The sequence below is a fragment of the Bacillus thuringiensis genome, from assembly GCF_001455345.1.
GTDB lineage: Bacteria > Bacillota > Bacilli > Bacillales > Bacillaceae_G > Bacillus_A > Bacillus_A thuringiensis_N.
Map to the genome: position 1 here is coordinate 759,045 of NZ_CP013274.1, position 21,171 is coordinate 780,215.

Sequence of the window (21,171 nt, forward strand, 5' to 3'; positions counted from 1 at the left end):
TGGAGGATGAAAGCCTATATATTAAGGTTTCACTTCCTGCTTTGTGAACATATAAGATAAACATTAAAAATAGGGGTTTACAAAATACCCTATAGGGTATAATATATTGTCATAAGCTATAAATAGTGACATAATGGTAATGAGGTGATTATAGAATGGAATATAATCAAGATATGAAAAATAGATTGAAACGTATTGAAGGTCAAGTTCGTGGTGTGCTTCGTATGATGGAAGAAGGAAAAGATTGCCGAGAGGTTATTACACAGTTAACGGCATCTCGTTCTGCACTTGATCGTACAATTGGACTTGTTGTGGGAACAAATTTAGAGCAATGTTTACGTGAACAGTTTGAAAGTGGTAATGGTTCAAATGAAGAGTTAATTAAAGAAGCTGTTCAATTACTTGTAAAAAGCCGATAATCTGTCAAACATAAGTGTTGACAGATTTTCAAAAACATTTCAATATACCCCTACAGGTATATGTATATAAATTATGGAGGAATCGACTATGAGTATAAAAGTGGATATGAATCTAGATTGTAAAGGTTTGGCTTGTCCGATGCCGATTGTAAAGACGAAGAAGGCGATGGAAGGTTTGACATCAGGGCAAGTGATTGAAGTTCAGGCAACGGATAAAGGGTCTACTGTAGATATACAAAGTTGGGCGAACAAAATAGGACATCAATATATCGGGACGAAACAAGAAGGCGATATTTTGATGCATTACGTTAGGAAAGCACATGAGCATGAAGTGAATGAAGTAGCGAAGTATCCTCATACAATTACGAATTCGGAATTGGAAGAGATATTATTAAGTGGTGAAGAGTGTATTATATTAGATGTTCGTGAAGCGGCGGAATTCGCTTTTGGTCATATTCCATCGGCTGTCTCCGTGCCGTTAGGAGAATTAGACAGTGCAGCATTAGATCAGAAGAAGCAAATTTATGTTGTTTGCCGAACTGGTAACCGTAGTGATGTAGCTTGCCACATGTTGAAAGAGAAAGGTTATGCAAATGTGAAAAATGTCATTCCAGGTATGTTAGAGTGGCAAGGGAATATAAAGAATTAAATTTTTTTAAATGTAAATATACCATAGGGGGTAAAAAGATGAGTGTTAAATCATTACAAGCAAAAGATGTTGCAGAGAAAGTTTTATTCGGAGAGTTGTTTATTTTAGATGTTCGTAATGAGAAGGATTATGAAGATTGGAAAATTGAAGGGAAAGAAGTTACTTCAATGAATGTGCCGTACTTTGATTTATTAGAGGGTGTAGATCATATTGTAAGTGAATTACCTAAAGATAAAGATGTTTTAGTAGTATGCGCAAAAGAAGGGTCTTCTATATTTGTAGCAGAGCAATTAACAGAGGCTGGATTAGAAAATATTTATTATTTAGCTGGTGGTATGAAGGCATGGAGTGAATATGTAAAGCCTATAAAAGTTGGAGATTTAAAAAATGGAGGAAGTATGTATCAGTTTAACCGTCTTGGAAAAGGCTGTTTATCTTATATGGTCGTTTCAAACGGTGAAGCAGCAGTTATTGATGCAGTAAGAACAGTTGAAGCATATGAAGAATTTGCGAAAGAGCATGATGTTACGATTACGAATGTAATGGATACACATTTACATGCAGACCATATTTCTGGAGGACGTAAGTTAGCGGAAAAAGTAGGGGGTACGTATTGGTTACCGCCAAAAGATGCGGAGGAAGTTGTTTTCGCATACGAACCGCTTGTAGAAGGAACTGTTATTACGGTGGGGGGTACTAAAATTGAAATTGATGCATTATACTCACCAGGGCATACGATTGGAAGTACGTCATTCATTGTAGATGATTCTTATTTATTATCAGGCGATATTTTATTTGTAGATTCAATTGGGCGTCCTGACCTTGCTGGGAAAGCTGAAGATTGGGTAAGTGATTTACGTAATACTTTGTATAGCCGATATAAAGAACTATCTCAAAGTTTAATTGTGTTACCGGCTCATTATTCAAAAATAAGTGAAATGGACGAAAGTGGTATTGTTAGCGCAAAATTAAAAGATTTGTTTGCGTATAATGCAGGATTAAATATTGAGGATGAGGGAGAGTTCCGTAAAGTTGTAACAGAGAATTTACCACCTCAGCCAAATGCATATGAAGAAATTCGTCAAACGAATATGGGTAAAATTCATCCAAGTGTAGATGAAGAGCGTGAAATGGAGATTGGTCCAAATCGTTGTGCAGTTCATGAATAATAAAATAAATAAATAAATAAATAAATAAATAAATAAAAAATGGAGGAATAGATGATGAATGTAAAACAAGTATTAGATGCGAAAGGATTAGCATGTCCAATGCCAATTGTAAAAACAAAGAAGGCAATGGAAGCATTACAATCAGGAGAAGTGTTAGAAGTACACTTAACAGATAAAGGTGCGATTAAAGATATTCCAGCATGGTCACAAAAAGGCGGTCATGAAGTGTTAAAGCATACAGAAGAAGAAGGTGAATTAAAGTTCTGGATCAAGAAAGCATAGCATTTCAATAATAAGTGGAAGATTACATCCTCTGCTTATTGTTGAAAGTAAAGAGGATAATCATATATGTCTTATATAGTTATATCTCTAATAGTATTGATGCTAGGAAGTTTCGTAAAACGTTACATTCCGGTTTTAAATGTTGCATATATTTCGTTAGAACAAGTAAGGAAAATGGAAAGTGTTGTTGTAGATGTACGCAATTACGCAGAGAGTCACAATGATAACACTTCTAGAATTATGTGTATACCGTATGCGTATTTAAAACGGTATTATCATGAAATACCAAATAAGCCTTTGCATCTTATTGTTCATAATAAAGTGGATCGGAATTTAAGTGTTCGTTTTTTAAGAAAGAAAGGGTTCCATATTCAAAGCTATAGTATATATTTGGACGGGAAAAAAGCAAAGAAGGAGTTTAAATAGTTTTATGGATGTAAAGACAATATTGAATGTAATCTTAATTGTACTTGTATCGTGGCTTATTATTTCTCGCTTCTTACCAGTTAGAGGAGTGAAAAATATTTCAGGAAAAGATTTAAAACGTATGATGGGGCAAAAGAATAAACAATTTATTGATGTGCGGACAGCTGGTGAATATAGAGGGAACAATATTAAAGGATTTCGGAATATCCCATTAAATGAACTAGCTAATAAGGCGCAACAATTAGATAAACATAAAGAAGTTATTATTCTTTGTCAGAGCGGGATGAGAAGTAAGCAGGCTGCAAAAGTATTAAAAAAATTAGGATTTCAGCATGTTATCAATGTTTCAGGCGGGATGAATGGTTTGTGAGGAGGAAATGTAAAATGAAAGAAATGACAGCAAAAGAATTAGAAGAAAAATTATTACGTAAAGAAGCAGTAAATATTGTGGATGTACGTGAAGTAGAAGAAGTAGCTGAAGGGAAAATTCCAGAAGCATGTAATATTCCACTAGGACTATTAGAATTTCGTATGCATGATTTGGATAAAAAGAAAGAATATATTATCGTTTGTCGCTCTGGCGGAAGAAGTGCAAGAGCAGTTCAGTTTTTAGAAGGTTACGGTTTTCGAGTGGTTAATATGGTAGGTGGTATGTTAGCGTGGGAAGGTAAAGTAGAATAGGGCGAAACGATTTTTTATAAAAATAAAAATACCCCTATAGGTAATTGGGAGGAGAACAACATGGAACAACAGAAGAAAACAACAATTGTTTTATTTAGCGGAGATTATGATAAAGCGATGGCTGCTTATATTATTGCAAATGGTGCAGCTGCTTATGATCAAGAGGTTACTATTTTTCATACCTTCTGGGGATTAAATGCTTTAAGGAAAGATGAACATGTGAAGGTAAAGAAAACTTTTATCGAAAAAGTATTTGGAAAAATGATGCCGCGCGGCGCTGATAAGATGGGATTATCAAAAATGAATTTTGCCGGTATGGGACCAAAGATGATTAAAGGTATTATGAAAAAACATAATGCGATGCCTTTACCAGATTTAATGGATTTGGCGAAAGAACAAGGGATTAAACTAGTAGCTTGTCAAATGACAGTAGATTTATTAGGGTTAAAAGAGGAAGAGATTATGGAAGGGGTAGAGTTTGCAGGAGTAGGAGCTTATTTAGCAGATGCTTCAGATGGGAATGTGAACTTATTCATTTAAATCACCTTCTTTTTAGATGGCGGGGGATATAAGGTGAGTTTAGTCGTATTACTTTTTATAATTGGGTTTATAGGATCGTTTATATCAGGAATGGTTGGAATTGGCGGTGCGATTATTAATTATCCGATGATCTTATACATTCCTGTATTGCTAGGATTTACTGGTTATACGTCACATGAAGTGAGTGGTATTACAGCGGTGCAAGTATTCTTTGCAACTTTTGCAGGGGCATGGGCCTATCGGAAAAGTAATGATATGGATAAAACGCTAGTTTTGTATATGGGAGCTAGTATATTAATAGGAAGTTTCATAGGGAGTTTTGGTGCTAACGTATTGGAGGAACATACGGTAAATGTTGTTTATGCAGCATTAGCAACAATTGCTGCTATTATGATGTTCGTACCGAAACGTAATAATGGCAATGAAGTGAAATATAATAAATGGTTAGCAAGCTTGTTAGCTTTTATTGTAGGCGGAGCATCAGGCATTATAGGTGCTGGAGGTTCGTTCCTTTTAGTTCCAATTATGCTAGTTATTTTAAAATTACCAATACGTACAACAATAGCGACATCTATCGCTATTACGTTTATTTCCTCAGTAGGGATTACAACTGGAAAAGTAATAACTGGGCAAGTAGTTGTAATTCCAGCTCTTATTATTGCACTTGCAAGTATCGTTGCTGCGCCGCTTGGAGCGCGAGTTGGGAAGAGGATCAATCAAAAAGCACTACAATATATGTTATCGATTTTGATTGTAGGCACTGCTGTTAAGATGTGGATTGATATGATATCGAAATAAAAGGATGGCGCTGCTTGCAGCCCATCCTTTTATTTATCTCGCTATTTGAGGACAGATTGATTATGCCCAAATAACTTTCATTAAGTTTTTATATTCGTCATTTGCTAATTTATATAGCATTCTCGTATGTTCAAAGACAAGTGCTGGATTAAAGTTTGGTTCTGAGAATGCAAGAGATGCTGAAATATCAATTGCATTTTGCTTGTTTAATGTGAATTTTGCAAATCGATAAGATGTGTTTAATTCATTGATAACGTGCAAAATATCATTTGTTGATGCTTCATTAGGTACGTGAGCAACATTGAAGCAGTATATATCTACAGTAGGATGTTCGTTTTGGAAAGCAGCGATAAGTTGGATTTTTGCTCCAGCTTCTGTCTCTAACCCTACTGAAAAATGAACAGAACCATCATTTTCATCTATATTTTCTTCCATGTATATATCGTTTGATTTTAAGTAGTCTTTAAAATCTGAGATGTTATGTTTTACTGCAGCTTTCATATGTATGAGCCCCCTGATAATTGGAATAGATTGCTACTATTTATTATAATTTAAAAATATTAAAAAAGATAGTTAGAAAGTTCTGATTTTTAGTTTCGGATAAATAAAAAGAAGCAGTACTCTACCTCCATAGAGAACTGCTTCTTTTTTATTCATTGTCGTTAGACGATGTTTCTGTGTTTTCACTGCTATTTTTATTCTTATTTTTCACTTCATTGTTACTTGATTCGCGTTCACTTGAATTTTCAGACTTAGATTCTTTTGTTTTCTCTGTGCTTGTTTTTTTCGAATCAGAGTCTGTTTTTGTATATGCAGGTAATCCAAGGTGAGCACGAAGTTCATTCGTAACATTTGCTAATTCTTTTTTATCTGGATTGTAGTAATACGTTCGGCCGCCACCAGCAGATTTGCTACATGTATCGTCACCTTTTTCCATATAGCAGTCTTCACCTTGAATTTGTAATTTCTCAATTTCTGAATCCGATCCATACTTATAGAATGAAAGCATATCATCGAATGTTAAGTTTGTAACGAATTGTCCATTAATATCATCAATGATGTTACCAACTTTTGTTACAGATCCAACGCTTGTTAGTTTCTTTAAAATCGCTTCAATAACGAGTTGTTGACGTTGTCCACGCATTGCATCACTATCGATATGGCGCGTTCTAGCAAGAGCAAGAGCTTCTTCACTATTTAGCTTTTGAACACCTTTTTTCAGATGAATTGCATCAGCATTATCATTACTATCTTGTTCAGTAAATTCAACTGGTACATCGACTTCAATCCCGCCTAAATCATCGACAATTTTCATAAATGATTTGAAATTAAACTTTACAAAGTAATCGACAGGAACATTCATTAATTTTTCAACTGCATCGATACTTGCTTGTGGTCCACCATCTTTTCCGTTTTTAGTAGAACCGTATGCATGAGCGTGTGTAATTTTATCTTTTTTCTTTTCCACTGGGATATAAGTATATGTATCTCGTGGAATACTTAATAGTTTTACAGTTTTGCTATCTTTATTAAACGTTGCAAGTAATAGTGCATCCGTTCTTATAGCTTCACCATATTCTTTCCCACGGACATCGCTTTCATCAACACCCATGATTAAGACAGAGACATTGTTCGTAATAGGTTTTACAGCTTTGTCACGTAAATCAGATTTATCACCGCGCGCTAAATCGTGTGCGGCATTTCGAACAGCAGAAGATGCTTTATTTACTAAAAACCAAGTATAACCGCCACCTACTATTAAAAAGAATAGAATAACGCTTATAATAATTTTTGTTTTTTTCTTACCTTTTTTCGGTTTACTGCGTGTATTTTCTTGCAAAGATGGGTTTTGCTCCATTTCTTGTACTCCTTCATTTGGATTGAAATACGACACTCATATCCACTTATTATAATGAAATTTGACGAAAAAAAACATTACAAAACATTTACATTTCGTAAAAATTCAATATATTTATAAAAAGTCAGATTTTTATATTTTATTTTTGAGATGTAGAATAAGTATAAGTTGTTTTAGTAGAAATGAAAATACGTATTGTGAGAAAGTGATAGAGAAGTAAGATTTGTTGAAATATAGCCAAGAAGAAATGGGTAGGCTTACTTATTTCTTCTATATAATAAAGAAGAATTTGACGGATAAAGGAGAGAGCATAATGAATCATACATCATTCCGAGCAATTGTTGTAAACGAAACAGAAAGTAAGCAGTTTGTAAGAAACGTTGTAGAGAGAGAAGTAAGTAGTTTACCTGAGGGAGACATATTAATACAGGTTCATTATTCTTCATTAAATTATAAAGATGCTCTTTCAGCCACAGGTAATAAAGGTGTTACGAGAACATATCCTCATACGCCAGGGATTGATGCAGCAGGAGTGGTTGTGAGTAGTGAAGATGCTACCATTAAAGCAGGAGATCAAGTCATTGTAACGGGATATGATTTAGGGATGAATACTTCGGGTGGTTTCGGAGAATATATTCGCGTGCCGGCGTCTTGGATTGTTCCTTTACCAGAGGGAATGTCATTAAAGGAAAGTATGATGTACGGGACAGCAGGTTTTACAGCTGCTTTATCAGTATATAAGCTTATTAGAGCGGGAGTAACGCCTAGTATGGGCGATGTTTTAGTAACGGGTGCTACAGGTGGCGTAGGGAGTGTAGCTGTTAGTATTTTAAGTAAGTTAGGATTTAACGTAGTAGGGGCGACAGGAAAAATGGAAGAGGAACAGATGCTACTACGTCTAGGAGCGAAAAAAGTGATTCATCGCGCGGAATTGAATGATGACTCAGGAAGACCAATGCTTAAAGGAATATACGCCGGAGTTATTGATACTGTAGGTGGACATATGTTAGAAACAGCTTTAAAAACAGTAAAGTATGGTGGTTGCGTAACGACATGCGGTAATGTGGCAGGTCAGGAATTACAAACAACGGTATATCCGTTTATTTTGCGGGGCATAAGCCTTTTAGGAATAGACTCAGTGCAATGCCCAGTGGATGTGAGAAGAGATGTGTGGACACTCTTAGCAAATGAATGGGCAAATAAAGAGTTACTATCTTATACAGAAGAATGTACATTAGAAGAATTAGATGAGAAGTTTACACTTATATTGCAAGGAAAGTTAAAAGGAAGAACAGTTATAAGTATGAAATGAAAAAAGAGACGCTTACATTAGCGTCTCTTTCCTATTATAAGGATTGTTTTAAATTGATTTTACCTTGTTCACCTAAAACACCGTCAGCAATATTTACAGCATGATCACCGATACGCTCTAAGTTACTTACCATATCAACGAAGATGATACTTGCATCGCCGGAACAGCTACGTTCGTTTAGACGTAATACGTGACGTTTACGAAGAACACGTTCCATTTGATCGATTTTACGTTCTTTTGCAATAACCGTTTGTGCTAGTTCAGTATCGAAGTTTGTTAAAGCGTTGATTGCATCTTGTAATGTTGAAATTGTTAATTCAAGCATTTCATTTAATTCAGTTAGTGCTTCGTCTGATAGAGAAACACGATTTGAAATTTGGAAGTCTACAAGTTCTACAAGGTTTTCTACATGATCACCGACACGTTCAATATCTCCAACAACACCCGCTAGAACTGAATGCTTCTCAGAGTCCGTAGGTGAAAGCGGCTTTTCTGATAGTAAAACTAAATACTCGGTAATTTTTTTATCTAAATTGTTAATAGCTCCTTCTAATTGAGTAGCCATATCAGCGTGTTTTTTGTCTTGTGTGTTTAAAAATTGATTTGCTTCGTTTAATCCATGTAATGAAAACTCAGCCATACGGACAACTTCTTTTTGAACTTCTGTTAAAGCGATGGCTGGAGATTGTTCAATAAAGATTGGATTTAAATGTTGCGGTTTGAAGTCAATGGCTGCATCTTCTCCGCGAATAATTTTTGTTACAATCCATGCTAATACAGCTATGAATGGGAACTGAATAATAGTATTTGTTACATTAAATGTTCCGTGTGCAAATGCGATTGTCATTTCTGGATTTAAGTTTAATGACGTTTGGAAATATTGAATTAAACTTGTAAAAGGTACTAATAAAATCGTAAAGATAATCGTACCGACGATATTAAAAATAACATGAACTAATGCGGCACGTCTTGCAGCAATAGAAGTACCGATAGCTGCTAATACAGCTGTAATTGTCGTACCGATGTTATCACCGAATAATACAGGAAGAGAAGCTTGTAAATCGATTGCACCTTGACCGAATAGTTCTTGTAAAATACCGATTGTTGCGCTTGAACTTTGTACAATTAAAGTGAAAACTGTACCGACAACGATACCTAGAATTGGATTGTCACTCATGCTAACCATTAATTCTTGGAATGATTCTAAAGAGCGAAGAGGCTTCATACCTGTGCTCATTAATTCTAAACCGAAGAATAACATACCAAAACCGAATATAACTTGACCGAAAGAATGTACTTTTTTATTTTTAAAGAAGAATAATAAGATTGCTCCAACTGCCATAATTGGGAGAGCATATTCTCCGATTTTAATTCCGATAATAAATGCAGTAACTGTCGTACCGATGTTCGCACCCATAATAACACCAATTGCTTGTCTTAATGTCATAAACCCGGCACTTACAAGTCCAACTGTTAAAGCGGTTGTTCCTGAACTTGATTGGATTAATACAGTAACTAACATACCTGCTAGTACACCCATAAGTGGGTTTGTTGTAAAGCGATCTAGAATATCGCGAAGACGATCTCCAGCTGCTTGTTGCAGTCCATCGCCCATGTATTTAATACCAAATAAGAAAATACCTAATCCACCAATGAACTGGAAGATCATTTCTTGAACATTATATTCCACGCATTCCACTCCTTAAATTTCATGTACGATGTAATTATTAACTGAACCTTGAGGCACTGTAAACGGTTTGCTAGTAAAATTTACACTAAATTTACAAAGAGAAGAAAAGTTTACAATTACTTAAAGAAAAAGCTGTATTTTATTGGTTTTCATCTTTTATAAATCTTAATTTTGTAAAGAAATCACACTTTTTAGAATAGTGTTATTTAGTTGAATATGAAGGGAAGTGTCTGCGAGTTCATCGTATATTTTTTGATGAAAGTTAATAAAATATGTAGGGAAATGATTGTATTAATTTTTCCTTATGACTCACTCCGTTTTTGCACATAAAAAAGCTACTGAAATTATCCAGCAGCTTTTTCTCTTTTTTTATCCCCATGCTTTTGTTTTCTTATACTTGTGATGTAAATGAACAGGAAAGCAATAAGTAGTAGAGAGGAATAGCGATATACAGTTGCGTAGTTTGTAAAATGTGCAATGAATCCAAATATAATTGCGCCAGCGCCAATGCCGAGGTCAAATGCTGAGAAGAATGTAGCTGTTGCGACTCCTCGTCGGTGCGGCGCTACTCGGTCGATCATCCATGCTTGTAGTGCCGGTTGAATCGCTCCAAAACCACTTCCGTAGCATGCTGCTGCAATAATTAAACTTGGAATGGTAGTTGTATACGACAATAAAATAATGCCTGTAAACGTAATAATAACTCCTGGAATAATAACGAATGCATGACCTTTCGCATCATATAACTTTCCAGAAAACGGACGAGTGACAGCGATTGCAAGCGCATTAAATAAGAAGAAGAGGCTTATATCAGCAATGCCGACTTCCGTAGCAAATAATGTAATAAAGCTTCCAATCCCGCCGTACATTAATGTAATACATAATATTAATAATGAAGGAAGTAAAGCTTTGCGCTCAATAAATCCATCGAGAAAAGTACCAGATGTTTGCTGTGGTGGTTGCGGTGATTTTTTAATTTGAAGTAGTTTCGTTAATATTAAGGAAACAATTGTACAGGAAAGTGCACATAAAAAAAGAATCGTGAAGTTATATGTTTGCATAAGCCAAAGTCCGATAAGTGGACCGAGCGCCATTGCAATCGTTCCAGAAAGTCCGAAATATCCCATGCCCTCACCGCGGCGAGCTTGCGGAATTAAATCTGAAACGACAGTTCCATATGTAGTCGTTGTAATACCAAAACCAGCTCCGTGTAAAATTCGAACGGCAAGCAATAGGAAAACAGTTGAAGCGAAAAGATAACTACCCATAGCGAGTAAACAAATAGCAGTGCCAATCATTAAAATGATTTTTTTATTGAATTTCTGCAGGGCGTTCCCAGTTAGCGGTCTAACAAAAAGTGCTGCAACGGTAAACATACCGACAACAAATCCGATATTGGAACTTGTGCCGCCAATTTCTTTTACATAAACAGGTAAAGTCGGAATTAACATTTGAAATCCTAAAAACATACATAAGTTTGCTAGAATTAGCGCAAAAAACTCTTTCGTCCATAACGGTTCTCGTTTTACGAGTATTGCTTCTTCCATATATTCATCCCCTATATAAAAAAATTCTCTTTTCTTTCGAGTATATGTATTGGTCAATGTAACAGTCAAGGAAGGTGCCTTGAAAACGTACAACAATTTTCGAGGTGAAAAAACTGACAAATTTGTGGAAAGACTACACAACTATGAAAAAAAGATGTAAAGTATAGATGTATAGACTAGTAATTGTTATGAATGATAGAAATTGTTTTTTCTTTAACGAAAGCGGATTCAAAGGATAGTGGAAGAGAAGGGGATATATACTTTTTCGCTACATATATTTGAAAAGGTTTACAATATGACGAAGAAAGAGGCGTGTACATTTGAGACGATTAGGTATTTCTATTTATCCAGAACATTCAACAGTAGAGAAAGACAAGGAGTATTTAACATTAGCAAGTAAATACGGATTTAATCGTGTATTTACATGTTTATTATCTGTAGATGGTGAAAAAGAGAAAATTATAGAAGAGTTTAAAGAAACGATTTCTCATGCAAATACATTAGGGTTCCAAGTGTTAGTTGATATTAGTCCAGCTGTTTTTGAACAACTAGGTATTTCGTATAATGATTTATCGTTCTTCCATGAACTAGGTGCGTACGGTATTCGTTTAGATGTTGGATTCTCTGGTTTAGAAGAATCAATTATGACTTACAATCCATACGGCTTAAAAATTGAGATTAATATGAGTAACGGTACGAAGTATGTAGATAACATTATGAGCCATAGACCAAATCGTGAAAATTTAATTGGTTGCCATAATTTTTATCCGCATCGTTATTCAGGATTATCATACGATCATTTTATTAAATGCTCGAAACAATTTAAAGATTATGGTATGAGAACGGCTGCTTTTATTTCATCATTTGATGCAACATATGGACCTTGGCCAGTAACAGAAGGATTATGTACGTTAGAGCAGCATCGTGAATTACCAATGACGACACAAGCGAAGCATTTATTTGCGACGGAATTAATTGATGATGTTATTATTGCGAATGCATATGCTTCAGAAGAAGAATTAGAGGCACTAGGTGCATTAAATAAAGAGAAACAAACATTTGATATAGAGTTATATGATACAACGACAGAACTAGAAAGAATTATCGTATTAGACGAACCTCATTTTTATCGCGGGGATGTATCTGAATATATGATTCGCTCGACACAAAGCCGTGTGAAATATAAAAAAGAAGAGTTTAAACCTCATAATACACGTGAAATTAAGCGCGGCGATCTTTTAATTGATAATGAGCAATATGGCCAATATAAAGGTGAATTGCAAATTGCATTAAAAGATATGGTGAATACAGGAAAAACAAATGTAGTTGGCCGAATTGTGGAAGAGGAAATTTTCTTATTAGATTATTTACAAGCATGGGATAAATTCGGATTTACATTAAAGAAATAGAGAGAATATAAAAGGGAAAAACTACTGACTTCAGCAGCTTTTTCCTTTTTATATATAAAGAGTGAGAGGAAGAGCTATGACAAAGGTGCATCAGCGATTAATTTCTATTTTAGAGGAGTTTTTAGAAGAGAAATCGATGTTAAATCGAGCTTTTTTAGCGAGCCGTTTACATGTATCAACGAAGACGATTCAAAAAGATATAAAATTATTAAATGATATATTGGAAGAAAACGGAGCGAAAATTGAATCGCAAAGAGGGACTGGATATGAACTAGAAATTATACAAACGAAGAAGTTTGAAGAGTTTTGCATGAGTCTATTTCAAAAACAGACGGAAAAAATCCCAACGTCTTATGAAGAAAGGGTAGCTTACATTCTACAACGTATTTTAACGACAGAAGGGTATGTAAAGCTTTCACAGTTAGCAGAGGAGATTTATGTGAGTAAATCGACTGTAAATTTAATTATGAAAGATGTTACAGATATATGTAGTCGCTATAAACTGCAAATTGAAAAGAGACCGTATTATGGTATACGTATTGTGGGTGAGGAATTTCATATTCGTTCTTGTTTATCACAATATGGTTTACCGCGTTATGACCATACTCTGTTTCATGAGCAATTTGAGCAGAGTGATACATATTTATCGTTACCTCATATACCGCTTATCCGTTCGGTTATATTAAAGTATATCGAGGGAGGGACGATATATTTATCAGATATAGAAATTGATAATTTAGTCATTCATATTGCAATTGCATTAAGGCGTTGTGAACATCAACATTATATGAAAGGACTAAATAAGGAGCAAGCGGAACTTATTATAAAGAAAGAATATGCAATTGCGAAACAGATTGTAGGAGATTTAGAGAAAGAGTTGCATCTTTCATTTCCAGAAGAAGAAGTTTTATATGTGACAATGCATTTATTAAGCACTGCTGTTACAGCGAAAGATCGTTATGAAAATGTGGAAGAACTATTAGGGAAAGATCTATATGCATTCATGCAACATATTCTTTTTAAAGTAGCGGAAGAACGGAATCTTATTTTTTATTATGATGAAGAATTATTATTTGGGTTTGGTGTCCATTTAAAAACATTATTAAATCGTTTGAAGTATAAGTTAAATACGAGAAATCCTCTTTTGGCAGAAGTGAAAAAGAATTATCCGTATGCTTTTGAAATTGCGGTTCTCGTTGGAGAGATAATTGGTGAATATACAGGAGAATCGATCCCGGAAAGTGAAATTGGTTATATTGCAATTCACTTCGGCGGAGCGATGAGTCGTTTACAGGAACAGAATCAAAAGAAAAGATGTTTATTAGTTTGTGCAACTGGTCAAGGAAGTGCCCAACTATTGAAATATAAAATTCTATCACAGTTCCGAGATAAATTAGAGATTGTAGGTATTACCGGTTATTATCAATTGAAAGTGGAGGATCTTTATAAAGAAAAGATAGATTGTATTATTAGTACGATTCATATACCAAGTGGTTTACCTGTGCCTGTTATAAAAGTAAACTCAATATTTGACGATAAAGAGATTAAGTCAATTGGTCAGCAGTTGTTTACACATGTGAATAATAGTGTGCAGCAATATATTAAGGAAGATTTAATCTTTTTAAATCATAGTGCTTCTACGAAAGAAGAGGTTATTCAGTTTTTATGTGAGAAAGCTGCTCAGAAAAACTATGTACCAGAAAACTTTTATGATTCTGTTATGGAAAGAGAAAATACATCTCCGACAGCGGTTGGGAATTTAGTTGCGATTCCTCATCCGATGCAGTTATTAAGTGCGGAAACATTTTTGATATTTTGTACACTTGAAAAGGCTGTTGATTGGGGAGATAAAAAAGTACAACTAATTATTTTATTTAGTGTAAAGCGCAATAATAATGAAGATTTACAACGGCTTTATGATTTTTTATATGATATTATGTCTAGTCAAAGTGTGATAGAGAAACTAACTCAAACAGAAGGTATTGAAGATTTTCAAGAGATGTTACTATCGGTTTAAAAAAGTATATAAAAACTTCCGTTACATAACGGAAGTTTTTTATGTTTAATTGTATGCGTTTTCATAATAAGATGAAAATATAGAAAAAAGATAGCTTGGGGGAATTTAAAATGACTGATATGCAAACTCCATTTGCGTTAATTTTACATGGTGGCAACGCGAGAAGCGCATCGCTTGAAGCAATTGCTTTTGCAAGACAAGGAGATTTTGAGAATGCGAGTGAAAAGATGACACTTGCTAGTGAAGAAATTTCAGCAGCGCATCGCATTCAAACGGACTTAATTCAAGAAGAAGCAAGAGGAAATCATGCAGAAATCAGTTTACTGTTAGTGCATGCACAAGATCATTTAATGAATGCAATTACAGTGAAAGAACTTGCTGAAGAATTTATTACTCTTCATAAACGAGTAGAAGAGAAAGTGACAGTATAAGATGTACATTTTATTATGTTGTGCAGCAGGCATGTCAACGAGTATGGTTGTAAGAAAAATGCAAGAAGAGGCAATGAAACAAGGGAAGAATTATAAAATTAAAGCAGTTGATTCAGAACTTGTGAAACTGGAAATAAAAAATGCTGATGTTGTTTTAATTGGTCCGCAAGTGAAATATTTATTTCCAGCCGTAGAGTTTCTTGCAAATTCATACAATATACCAGTTGCGATTATAGACCAACGAGATTATGGCATGTGTGATGGTTTGAAAGTACTGAAACAAGCAGAACAATTAGTTTTAGCATAATTATATTTTTTTAAATATAAACATTATAATGTTATAACTTTATTTCATTCTTTCATAGAAAAGAGAACGAGGAGGGGTTTTGATGAATGGATTTATGAGTTTTATGGAACAAAAGATTATGCCAACAACACAAAAGATTGCCGGACAGCGACATTTATTAGCAATTCGAAACGGGGTTATTTCTACATTACCTTTAACGATTGTCGGATCATTTTTCGTTATCTTTTTAAACTTACCAATTGATGCATATATGGAGTGGATTGCACCGTTTCGCCATATTTTAGATATCCCATTCCGATTTACAGTAGGACTAATGGCGTTATACGCAGCATTTGGGGTAGGGGCTTCGCTCGCGAATTTTTATCAGCTCAATCAGTTAAGTGCAGGGTTATTATCTGTACTCGCCTTTTTACTAGCATCAGTTGAACCAATTCAAATTACGAAAGCTGTACCAGGTGTTATTGATGCAGGTAGATATATTTCAGTAGGAACATTAAGTGCCACATCTTTATTCGGCGCAATTGTTACAGCTTTAATTGCAGTAGAAATTTATCACTTTATGATTAAGCATAATATCTCAATTAAATTACCAGATAGTGTACCACCAGCAGTTTCAAATTCGTTTGCAGCATTAATTCCAACGTTAGTCGTTATTCTTTTATTCTGGGGTATTCGTTACGGTTTGAAATTTGATGTAAACACAACAATCACATATTTAATCGCACCACTAAAATCAGTATTAGTAGGAAATAATTTATTCGGCGGTTTATTAACAGTATTCTTAATCGTATTCTTCTGGTCATTCGGTATACATGGACCTGCGATTTTAGGACCAATCATTCGCCCAATGTGGGATTCAGCAATTCTTGAAAATATGGAAGTATTCACAGCTACAGGAAATGCACATCAGTTACCAAACTTATTTACAGAGCAATTTATTCAATGGTTCGTATGGATTGGCGGATCAGGTTCAACGTTAGCTTTAGTAATTATGTTTATGTTCTCTAAATCTAAGTTCCTAAAAGAATTAGGTAGATTATCATTCGTACCAGGTTTATTCAATATTAACGAACCAATTATTTTTGGGGCACCGATTGTAATGAACCCAATCTTAATCATTCCGTTCGTTATTACACCTTTAGTTACAACGACAGTATCATATTTCGCAGTTGTTTCAGGTATGATTCCGTTGATGATGGCGAAACTGCCATTTACGATGTTAGCGCCAATTGCAGCGATTATTAGTACGGACTGGACAATTATGGCTGGTGTACTTGTACTTGTTAACTTTGTTATCTCATTCGTTATTTACTACCCATTCTTCAAAATGTATGAGAAACAACAATTAGCAGGAGAGGAGAAAACAGAATGCTCGGATCAATTATCATCTTAATTACATTCGTAGCGGGACAGTGTATTGCACATTATTCAAAATGGGTACAAAGTAAATCGTTATTAGTTTTACTACTAGTATCAATTGTATTTATCGGTAGTTCAATGGGTGCATATGTAATGCTAAGCTTGCAATCACCGTACGTTATCATTGTACCAACGATTTTATGTGCAACGTGTTTATCTGCAAAATATAGATTTACGAGCATGGCATTAATACAACGTGTGAAGGAGATGCAAAAGCATGGAGCGTAAATTAGGAATTTCACTTTATCCAGAACATTCAACGAAAGAAAAAGATATGGCATACATTTCGGCAGCGGCACGCCACGGTTTTTCAAGAATATTCACATGTCTATTATCTGTGAATCGTCCGAAAGAAGAAATTGTAGCTGAATTTAAAGAAATTATTCATCATGCAAAAGATAACAATATGGAAGTTATTTTAGATGTAGCTCCGGCAGTATTTGATCAACTTGGTATTAGCTATAGCGATCTATCATTCTTTGCAGAGTTAGGTGCAGATGGTATTCGTTTAGATCTAGGTTTTGACGGATTAACAGAAGCAAAAATGACGAATAATCCGTATGGCTTAAAAATTGAGCTAAACGTAAGTAACGATATTGCATACTTAGAAAATATCCTTTCGCATCAGGCGAATAAGTCAGCTTTAATTGGTTGTCATAACTTCTATCCGCAAAAGTTCACTGGTCTTCCGTATGATTATTTCATTCGCTGTAGTGAACGTTTTAAAAAACACGGTATTCGCACGGCGGCCTTTATTACGTCACATGCAGCTGAAATCGGTCCATGGGATATTAACGACGGACTATGTACGCTAGAACAACATCGTAACTTACCGATTGAAGTACAAGCGAAGCATTTATGGGCAACAAGGCTTATTGATGATGTTATTATCGGAAATGCTTATGCGAGTGAAGAAGAGTTAGAGAAACTAGGAAACTTAAATCGTTACATGTTACAGCTAAAGGTACATTTTGTAGACGAAGTGACTGAAGTAGAGAAGAAAGCGACACTGCAAGAATTACACGTAAGACGCGGCGACATAACAGAATATATGGTACGTTCTACAGAAGTACGTAAAAAGTACAAAGACTATGACTTTCCAGTGCGCGAAAGTGTACGACAGGAAAGAGGGCAAGTTGTAATAGGTAACAACTCATTCGGAAAGTATAAAGGTGAACTGCAAATCATTCTAAAAGAAATGCCGATAGATGAACGGAAAAATATTGTCGGTACAATTGCAGAAGAAGAGTTATTCTTACTAGATTATGTAGGGGCTTGGACACAGTTTACTTGTGTGGAATAGGGAAGTGCAAGAAGAGGGTGCTGTGGCATCCTCTTTTTTCTGTTGAAATAGTAATCTATTGTATATAGAATGCAAAGAGATAGACTTAATTTGGACGGGAGAGAAGGAGATGGAAGAGTATATAGATGATTTATTAAGGCGGATGGCTGATGAAGAAACAGAGATTTGGCATCGTGCGTATGATGAAGCAAAAGCGTTAAATGACTTATTAACTTTTCCATATTTACAGCAGAAGGTAATCAAAGCAAAAAAAATAGCTATGAAGAAAGATATATATTATGTAATGACGAAACTCGCTATCAATACGAAGAAAATCTATATTGCTGATTATCTTATAGATCGTTTGGAATGTGAACAAAGCCCGACTTTGTTAAGTGAACTGCTTAGTAATATTTATACATTGCCAGAAGTAAGTAGTACAAATAAAATCATTCCGTATATTTATCATAAAAACGATAGTGTTCGTTATTGGGCAGTTTCTTCCTTAAAGTTATATAAATCATTAGAAGCGGAAAGTGCGTTGCTAAAGTTGCTGGATACTGAAGAAAATAAAGATGAGATTACAAATATTTGTTATACATTGTTTGAGATTGGAACGAAGCAATCGATTCTGCCGTTAACAAAGCTTTTATATAGTAATAGTGCCTATGTTCGTTCAACTGTTATTGAGGTGTTAGCAAAAATAGGGGGATCGGACTTACAAATAGTTTATATTGAAGCTTTACAGGATAGAAATGTGATGGTGAAATATGAAGCTGTTCGAGCTATTTATACGTATGGCGATGAAATGGCAATGAGACCAATTTGCGAACGTGTGAATAAAATTGTTGCTAGAAGACGTAAAAATGAAGTAGAGCCTACGGATGAAGCAGAGATTATCATTGCTCTTCGTTTCTTACATAAGTTTGCTAATCATGAAGAAGTTTTAAAGATATTTGATAAAGTGTACAAAAAACGTGGAAACTTGTTTATGTCGGAGAGGAAGTGGCTTCGAGACAATATTACTTACTTTCAAGAGAAAGAAAGAATGTAAGAATCATAAAAAAGAGCCAGCCTCGATGATGAGGCTGGCTCTTTTTTTACTAACTAGTTTAATACTTTAACTGTAACTGTTTTACGTCCCCAGTTACTTGATGTACCTTTATCTGGCATTAAAACGTCGATTTTATTGCCTTTAATAGCTCCACCAGTATCACCAGCGATTGCTACTCCGTAACCTTCAACCCATACTTTTGAACCTAATGGAATGACACTTGGATCAACTGCAATTAGTTTCATGTTTGGATTAGCTGTTAAGTTGTGGCCTAAAGCTGATTTTACTTGGTCGCCTGCTTTATAACCATTTTCAAGTGGATCTGCTGTATAAGCTGTTGCTACAACTTGGAACTCACGAGAAGAAGATTGTGTGTTTTTCTCAGTTTCTTTTGTAACAGGTTGTTGTGTAGCTGGTTTTTGAGCTTTAGCCGCTTCACGAGCTTTAGCTGCTTCACGGGCCTTAGCTGCCTCTTCGGCCTTAGCTTCTGCTTGAGCTTCAGCGTCTGCCTGAGCTTTAGCTGCTTCACGAGCTTTAGCTGCCTCTTGAGCTTTAGCCGCTGCTTGAGCTTCAGCTGCTTCTTGAGCTTTAGCTGCTTCACGAGCTTTAGCCGCTTCTTGAGCTTTAGTTTCTGCTTGAGCTTCAGCGTCTGCCTGAGCTTTAGCTTCTGCTTGAGCCTTAGCTGCTTCACGAGCTTTAGCTGCTTCCTGAGCTTTAACTTCTGCTTGAGCTTCTGCCGCTTCACGAGCTTTAGTTGCTTCCTCTGCTTTAGCTTTTGCTTGAGTTTCAGCTGCTTCTTGAGCTTTAGCTGCTTCACGAACTTTAGCTGTATCTTGAACTTTAGTTGTTTTTTCAGCTTTAACTACTGGTTGTACTTTAATTGGAGCTTTACCTGTTAAGTAAGGAACATGAACATAAGCTGTTTTTCCGTTATATTCAAATTGGATCCAATCATTTTGTACTTGGTGTGTTGTTTCAATTACATCATCTTGTTTCAATTTACCAAGAATTTCTGAGTCTGTGTTTGCACCAGCACGTACGTTTAATACGCTAGCTGTTACGTAGTAAGTGTCTTTTGTATAGTCAGCGCTAATGAAAGCTTCTTTACCGCTATTCAATTTCACTTTTGACCATCCGTTTTCTGTATGTAAAACGTTAACTTTATATCCATCTAATAATTTTCCTACAACTTGTGATTCAGTAGTTGGGTTTTCTCGTACGTTTAGTACATCAGTCGTTACGATTGTTTCTGCTTTAGCAGATGTTGTGAAAATCCCAAGACCAAAAACCGCTGCTGTTGCTATACCCATAAATTTTTTCATAATAGCCTCCATTGCATTTGTTTTCGTTGACCTCATTATAGCAACCATTATTTTCTTATTTGCGAAAAACATAGAATTACAAAGCTTTCGTAACGGGTCATTAATATTCTGTAATAATTCCAGTAATATCCTAAAAGCGCTTTCATATAGTTTTTAGGGGATGTTAGAGCATATGATACATAAAAAGAGGAGTATTTCAATTTCTAATAGGTTAATAATGTTTCTATGGTATTACGTGATTGTTTCTTAAGTGTTACAAAAATAGCGTATTTTGCTGTCGGAACAGAAAAGTAGTTATGCAAAAATAACTATTTCAGTTGTGGAGAAATAGAAATGAGGTGAAATTTAATAAAATATCGCTATAATTGTTACAAAATAAGTCGAGGTATGGAAAAAATTACGCCTTGATTTTAGGGTGTCACATATTATTTTTGCAATAATAGGATTGTAGGATAGTGGTAATGTGAAATGAAAGTTGCAAGGATAAAAAGATAATCGCAACATGAAACATATATAATAGAAGAAACATGATTTAAAGGGACGATATTGTTATGAATTG

23 protein-coding genes are annotated in these 21,171 nt (G+C 35.0%); 18 read left to right on the forward strand and 5 right to left on the reverse strand.

What is annotated here, in order from left to right; translation table 11 throughout:
* Positions 1-155: 155 nt before the first annotated feature.
* The 9 genes from ATN06_RS04130 to ATN06_RS04170 all read left to right on the forward strand — a co-directional run bounded on the left by ATN06_RS04130 (position 156) and on the right by ATN06_RS04170 (position 4,964).
* Complete coding sequence (locus ATN06_RS04130; protein ID WP_000456206.1) at positions 156-419, forward strand: metal-sensitive transcriptional regulator; 264 nt, start codon at positions 156-158, stop codon at positions 417-419.
* Positions 420-507: 88 nt separating this feature from the next.
* Positions 508-1,068: a sulfurtransferase TusA family protein gene (locus ATN06_RS04135; protein ID WP_060629635.1), complete on the forward strand. Its 561-nt coding sequence runs from the start codon at positions 508-510 to the stop codon at positions 1,066-1,068.
* A gap of 38 nt (positions 1,069-1,106) precedes the next feature.
* The gene (locus ATN06_RS04140) at positions 1,107-2,237 is read left to right on the forward strand and encodes an MBL fold metallo-hydrolase (protein WP_060629636.1); all 1,131 of its coding nucleotides are present in this window, start codon (positions 1,107-1,109) and stop codon (positions 2,235-2,237) included.
* 51 nt (positions 2,238-2,288) lie between these two features.
* Positions 2,289-2,519, forward strand: a complete 231-nt coding sequence (locus tag ATN06_RS04145; RefSeq protein WP_060629637.1) for a sulfurtransferase TusA family protein — start codon at positions 2,289-2,291, stop codon at positions 2,517-2,519.
* A 66-nt stretch (positions 2,520-2,585) separates the two neighbouring features.
* Complete coding sequence (locus tag ATN06_RS04150) at positions 2,586-2,945, forward strand: hypothetical protein (protein WP_060629638.1); 360 nt, start codon at positions 2,586-2,588, stop codon at positions 2,943-2,945.
* A 4-nt stretch (positions 2,946-2,949) separates the two neighbouring features.
* Positions 2,950-3,315 carry a rhodanese-like domain-containing protein gene (locus ATN06_RS04155; RefSeq protein WP_060629639.1) on the forward strand — a complete coding sequence of 122 codons (366 nt, stop codon included), beginning with the start codon at positions 2,950-2,952 and terminating at the stop codon, positions 3,313-3,315.
* Between the two features lie 14 nt (positions 3,316-3,329).
* Entirely contained in the window at positions 3,330-3,626 is a 297-nt protein-coding gene (locus ATN06_RS04160) for a rhodanese-like domain-containing protein (RefSeq protein ID WP_060629640.1), read from the forward strand.
* A 60-nt stretch (positions 3,627-3,686) separates the two neighbouring features.
* On the forward strand, positions 3,687-4,166 hold the full coding sequence (locus tag ATN06_RS04165) for a DsrE/DsrF/DrsH-like family protein (protein ID WP_000437730.1): 480 nt from the start codon (positions 3,687-3,689) through the stop codon (positions 4,164-4,166).
* A 33-nt stretch (positions 4,167-4,199) separates the two neighbouring features.
* Positions 4,200-4,964, forward strand: a complete 765-nt coding sequence (locus ATN06_RS04170) for a sulfite exporter TauE/SafE family protein (protein WP_060629641.1) — start codon at positions 4,200-4,202, stop codon at positions 4,962-4,964.
* A 60-nt stretch (positions 4,965-5,024) separates the two neighbouring features.
* Here ATN06_RS04170 and ATN06_RS04175 read toward each other — a convergent pair whose 3' ends face one another.
* Positions 5,025-5,465 (reverse strand): hypothetical protein, encoded by a 441-nt coding sequence (locus ATN06_RS04175; RefSeq protein WP_016089221.1) that lies wholly within the window; start codon positions 5,463-5,465, stop codon positions 5,025-5,027.
* A gap of 148 nt (positions 5,466-5,613) precedes the next feature.
* Positions 5,614-6,822, reverse strand: coding sequence for an LCP family protein (locus ATN06_RS04180; protein ID WP_060629642.1), 1,209 nt, complete (start codon positions 6,820-6,822; stop codon positions 5,614-5,616).
* A gap of 313 nt (positions 6,823-7,135) precedes the next feature.
* Between ATN06_RS04180 and ATN06_RS04185 the strand changes: the two genes are divergently transcribed.
* A complete protein-coding gene (locus ATN06_RS04185; RefSeq protein WP_060629643.1) occupies positions 7,136-8,134 on the forward strand; it encodes a YhdH/YhfP family quinone oxidoreductase in 999 nt (332 codons plus the stop codon).
* 34 nt (positions 8,135-8,168) lie between these two features.
* Here ATN06_RS04185 and ATN06_RS04190 read toward each other — a convergent pair whose 3' ends face one another.
* Both ATN06_RS04190 and ATN06_RS04195 read right to left on the reverse strand, forming a co-directional pair.
* Positions 8,169-9,824, reverse strand: coding sequence for a Na/Pi cotransporter family protein (locus ATN06_RS04190; protein ID WP_060629644.1), 1,656 nt, complete (start codon positions 9,822-9,824; stop codon positions 8,169-8,171).
* A gap of 344 nt (positions 9,825-10,168) precedes the next feature.
* Positions 10,169-11,371, reverse strand: a complete 1,203-nt coding sequence (locus tag ATN06_RS04195) for an MFS transporter (protein WP_060629645.1) — start codon at positions 11,369-11,371, stop codon at positions 10,169-10,171.
* Positions 11,372-11,691: 320 nt separating this feature from the next.
* On the opposite strand from ATN06_RS04195, the gene ATN06_RS04200 reads away from it, so the two are divergent.
* The 8 genes from ATN06_RS04200 to ATN06_RS04235 all read left to right on the forward strand — a co-directional run bounded on the left by ATN06_RS04200 (position 11,692) and on the right by ATN06_RS04235 (position 19,290).
* Positions 11,692-12,780, forward strand: a complete 1,089-nt coding sequence (locus ATN06_RS04200) for a DUF871 domain-containing protein (protein WP_060629646.1) — start codon at positions 11,692-11,694, stop codon at positions 12,778-12,780.
* Between the two features lie 76 nt (positions 12,781-12,856).
* A complete protein-coding gene (locus ATN06_RS04205) occupies positions 12,857-14,797 on the forward strand; it encodes a BglG family transcription antiterminator (RefSeq protein WP_060629647.1) in 1,941 nt (646 codons plus the stop codon).
* A 110-nt stretch (positions 14,798-14,907) separates the two neighbouring features.
* Positions 14,908-15,228, forward strand: a complete 321-nt coding sequence (locus ATN06_RS04210; protein WP_000131338.1) for a PTS lactose/cellobiose transporter subunit IIA — start codon at positions 14,908-14,910, stop codon at positions 15,226-15,228.
* Between the two features lies 1 nt (position 15,229).
* The gene (locus ATN06_RS04215) at positions 15,230-15,535 is read left to right on the forward strand and encodes a PTS sugar transporter subunit IIB (RefSeq protein ID WP_060629648.1); all 306 of its coding nucleotides are present in this window, start codon (positions 15,230-15,232) and stop codon (positions 15,533-15,535) included.
* Between the two features lie 82 nt (positions 15,536-15,617).
* Entirely contained in the window at positions 15,618-16,928 is a 1,311-nt protein-coding gene (locus tag ATN06_RS04220; RefSeq protein ID WP_060629649.1) for a PTS sugar transporter subunit IIC, read from the forward strand.
* The gene (locus tag ATN06_RS04225; RefSeq protein ID WP_060629650.1) at positions 16,904-17,182 is read left to right on the forward strand and encodes a hypothetical protein; all 279 of its coding nucleotides are present in this window, start codon (positions 16,904-16,906) and stop codon (positions 17,180-17,182) included. Before ATN06_RS04220 ends, ATN06_RS04225 begins: the two co-directional genes overlap by 25 nt.
* Positions 17,172-18,257 (forward strand): DUF871 domain-containing protein, encoded by a 1,086-nt coding sequence (locus ATN06_RS04230; RefSeq protein ID WP_060629651.1) that lies wholly within the window; start codon positions 17,172-17,174, stop codon positions 18,255-18,257. Before ATN06_RS04225 ends, ATN06_RS04230 begins: the two co-directional genes overlap by 11 nt.
* 109 nt (positions 18,258-18,366) lie before the next feature.
* Entirely contained in the window at positions 18,367-19,290 is a 924-nt protein-coding gene (locus tag ATN06_RS04235; RefSeq protein WP_060629652.1) for a HEAT repeat domain-containing protein, read from the forward strand.
* Between the two features lie 53 nt (positions 19,291-19,343).
* Here ATN06_RS04235 and entC read toward each other — a convergent pair whose 3' ends face one another.
* On the reverse strand, positions 19,344-20,735 hold the full coding sequence (gene entC / locus ATN06_RS04240) for a cell wall-binding protein EntC (protein ID WP_060629653.1): 1,392 nt from the start codon (positions 20,733-20,735) through the stop codon (positions 19,344-19,346).
* Positions 20,736-21,171 lie beyond the last annotated feature (436 nt).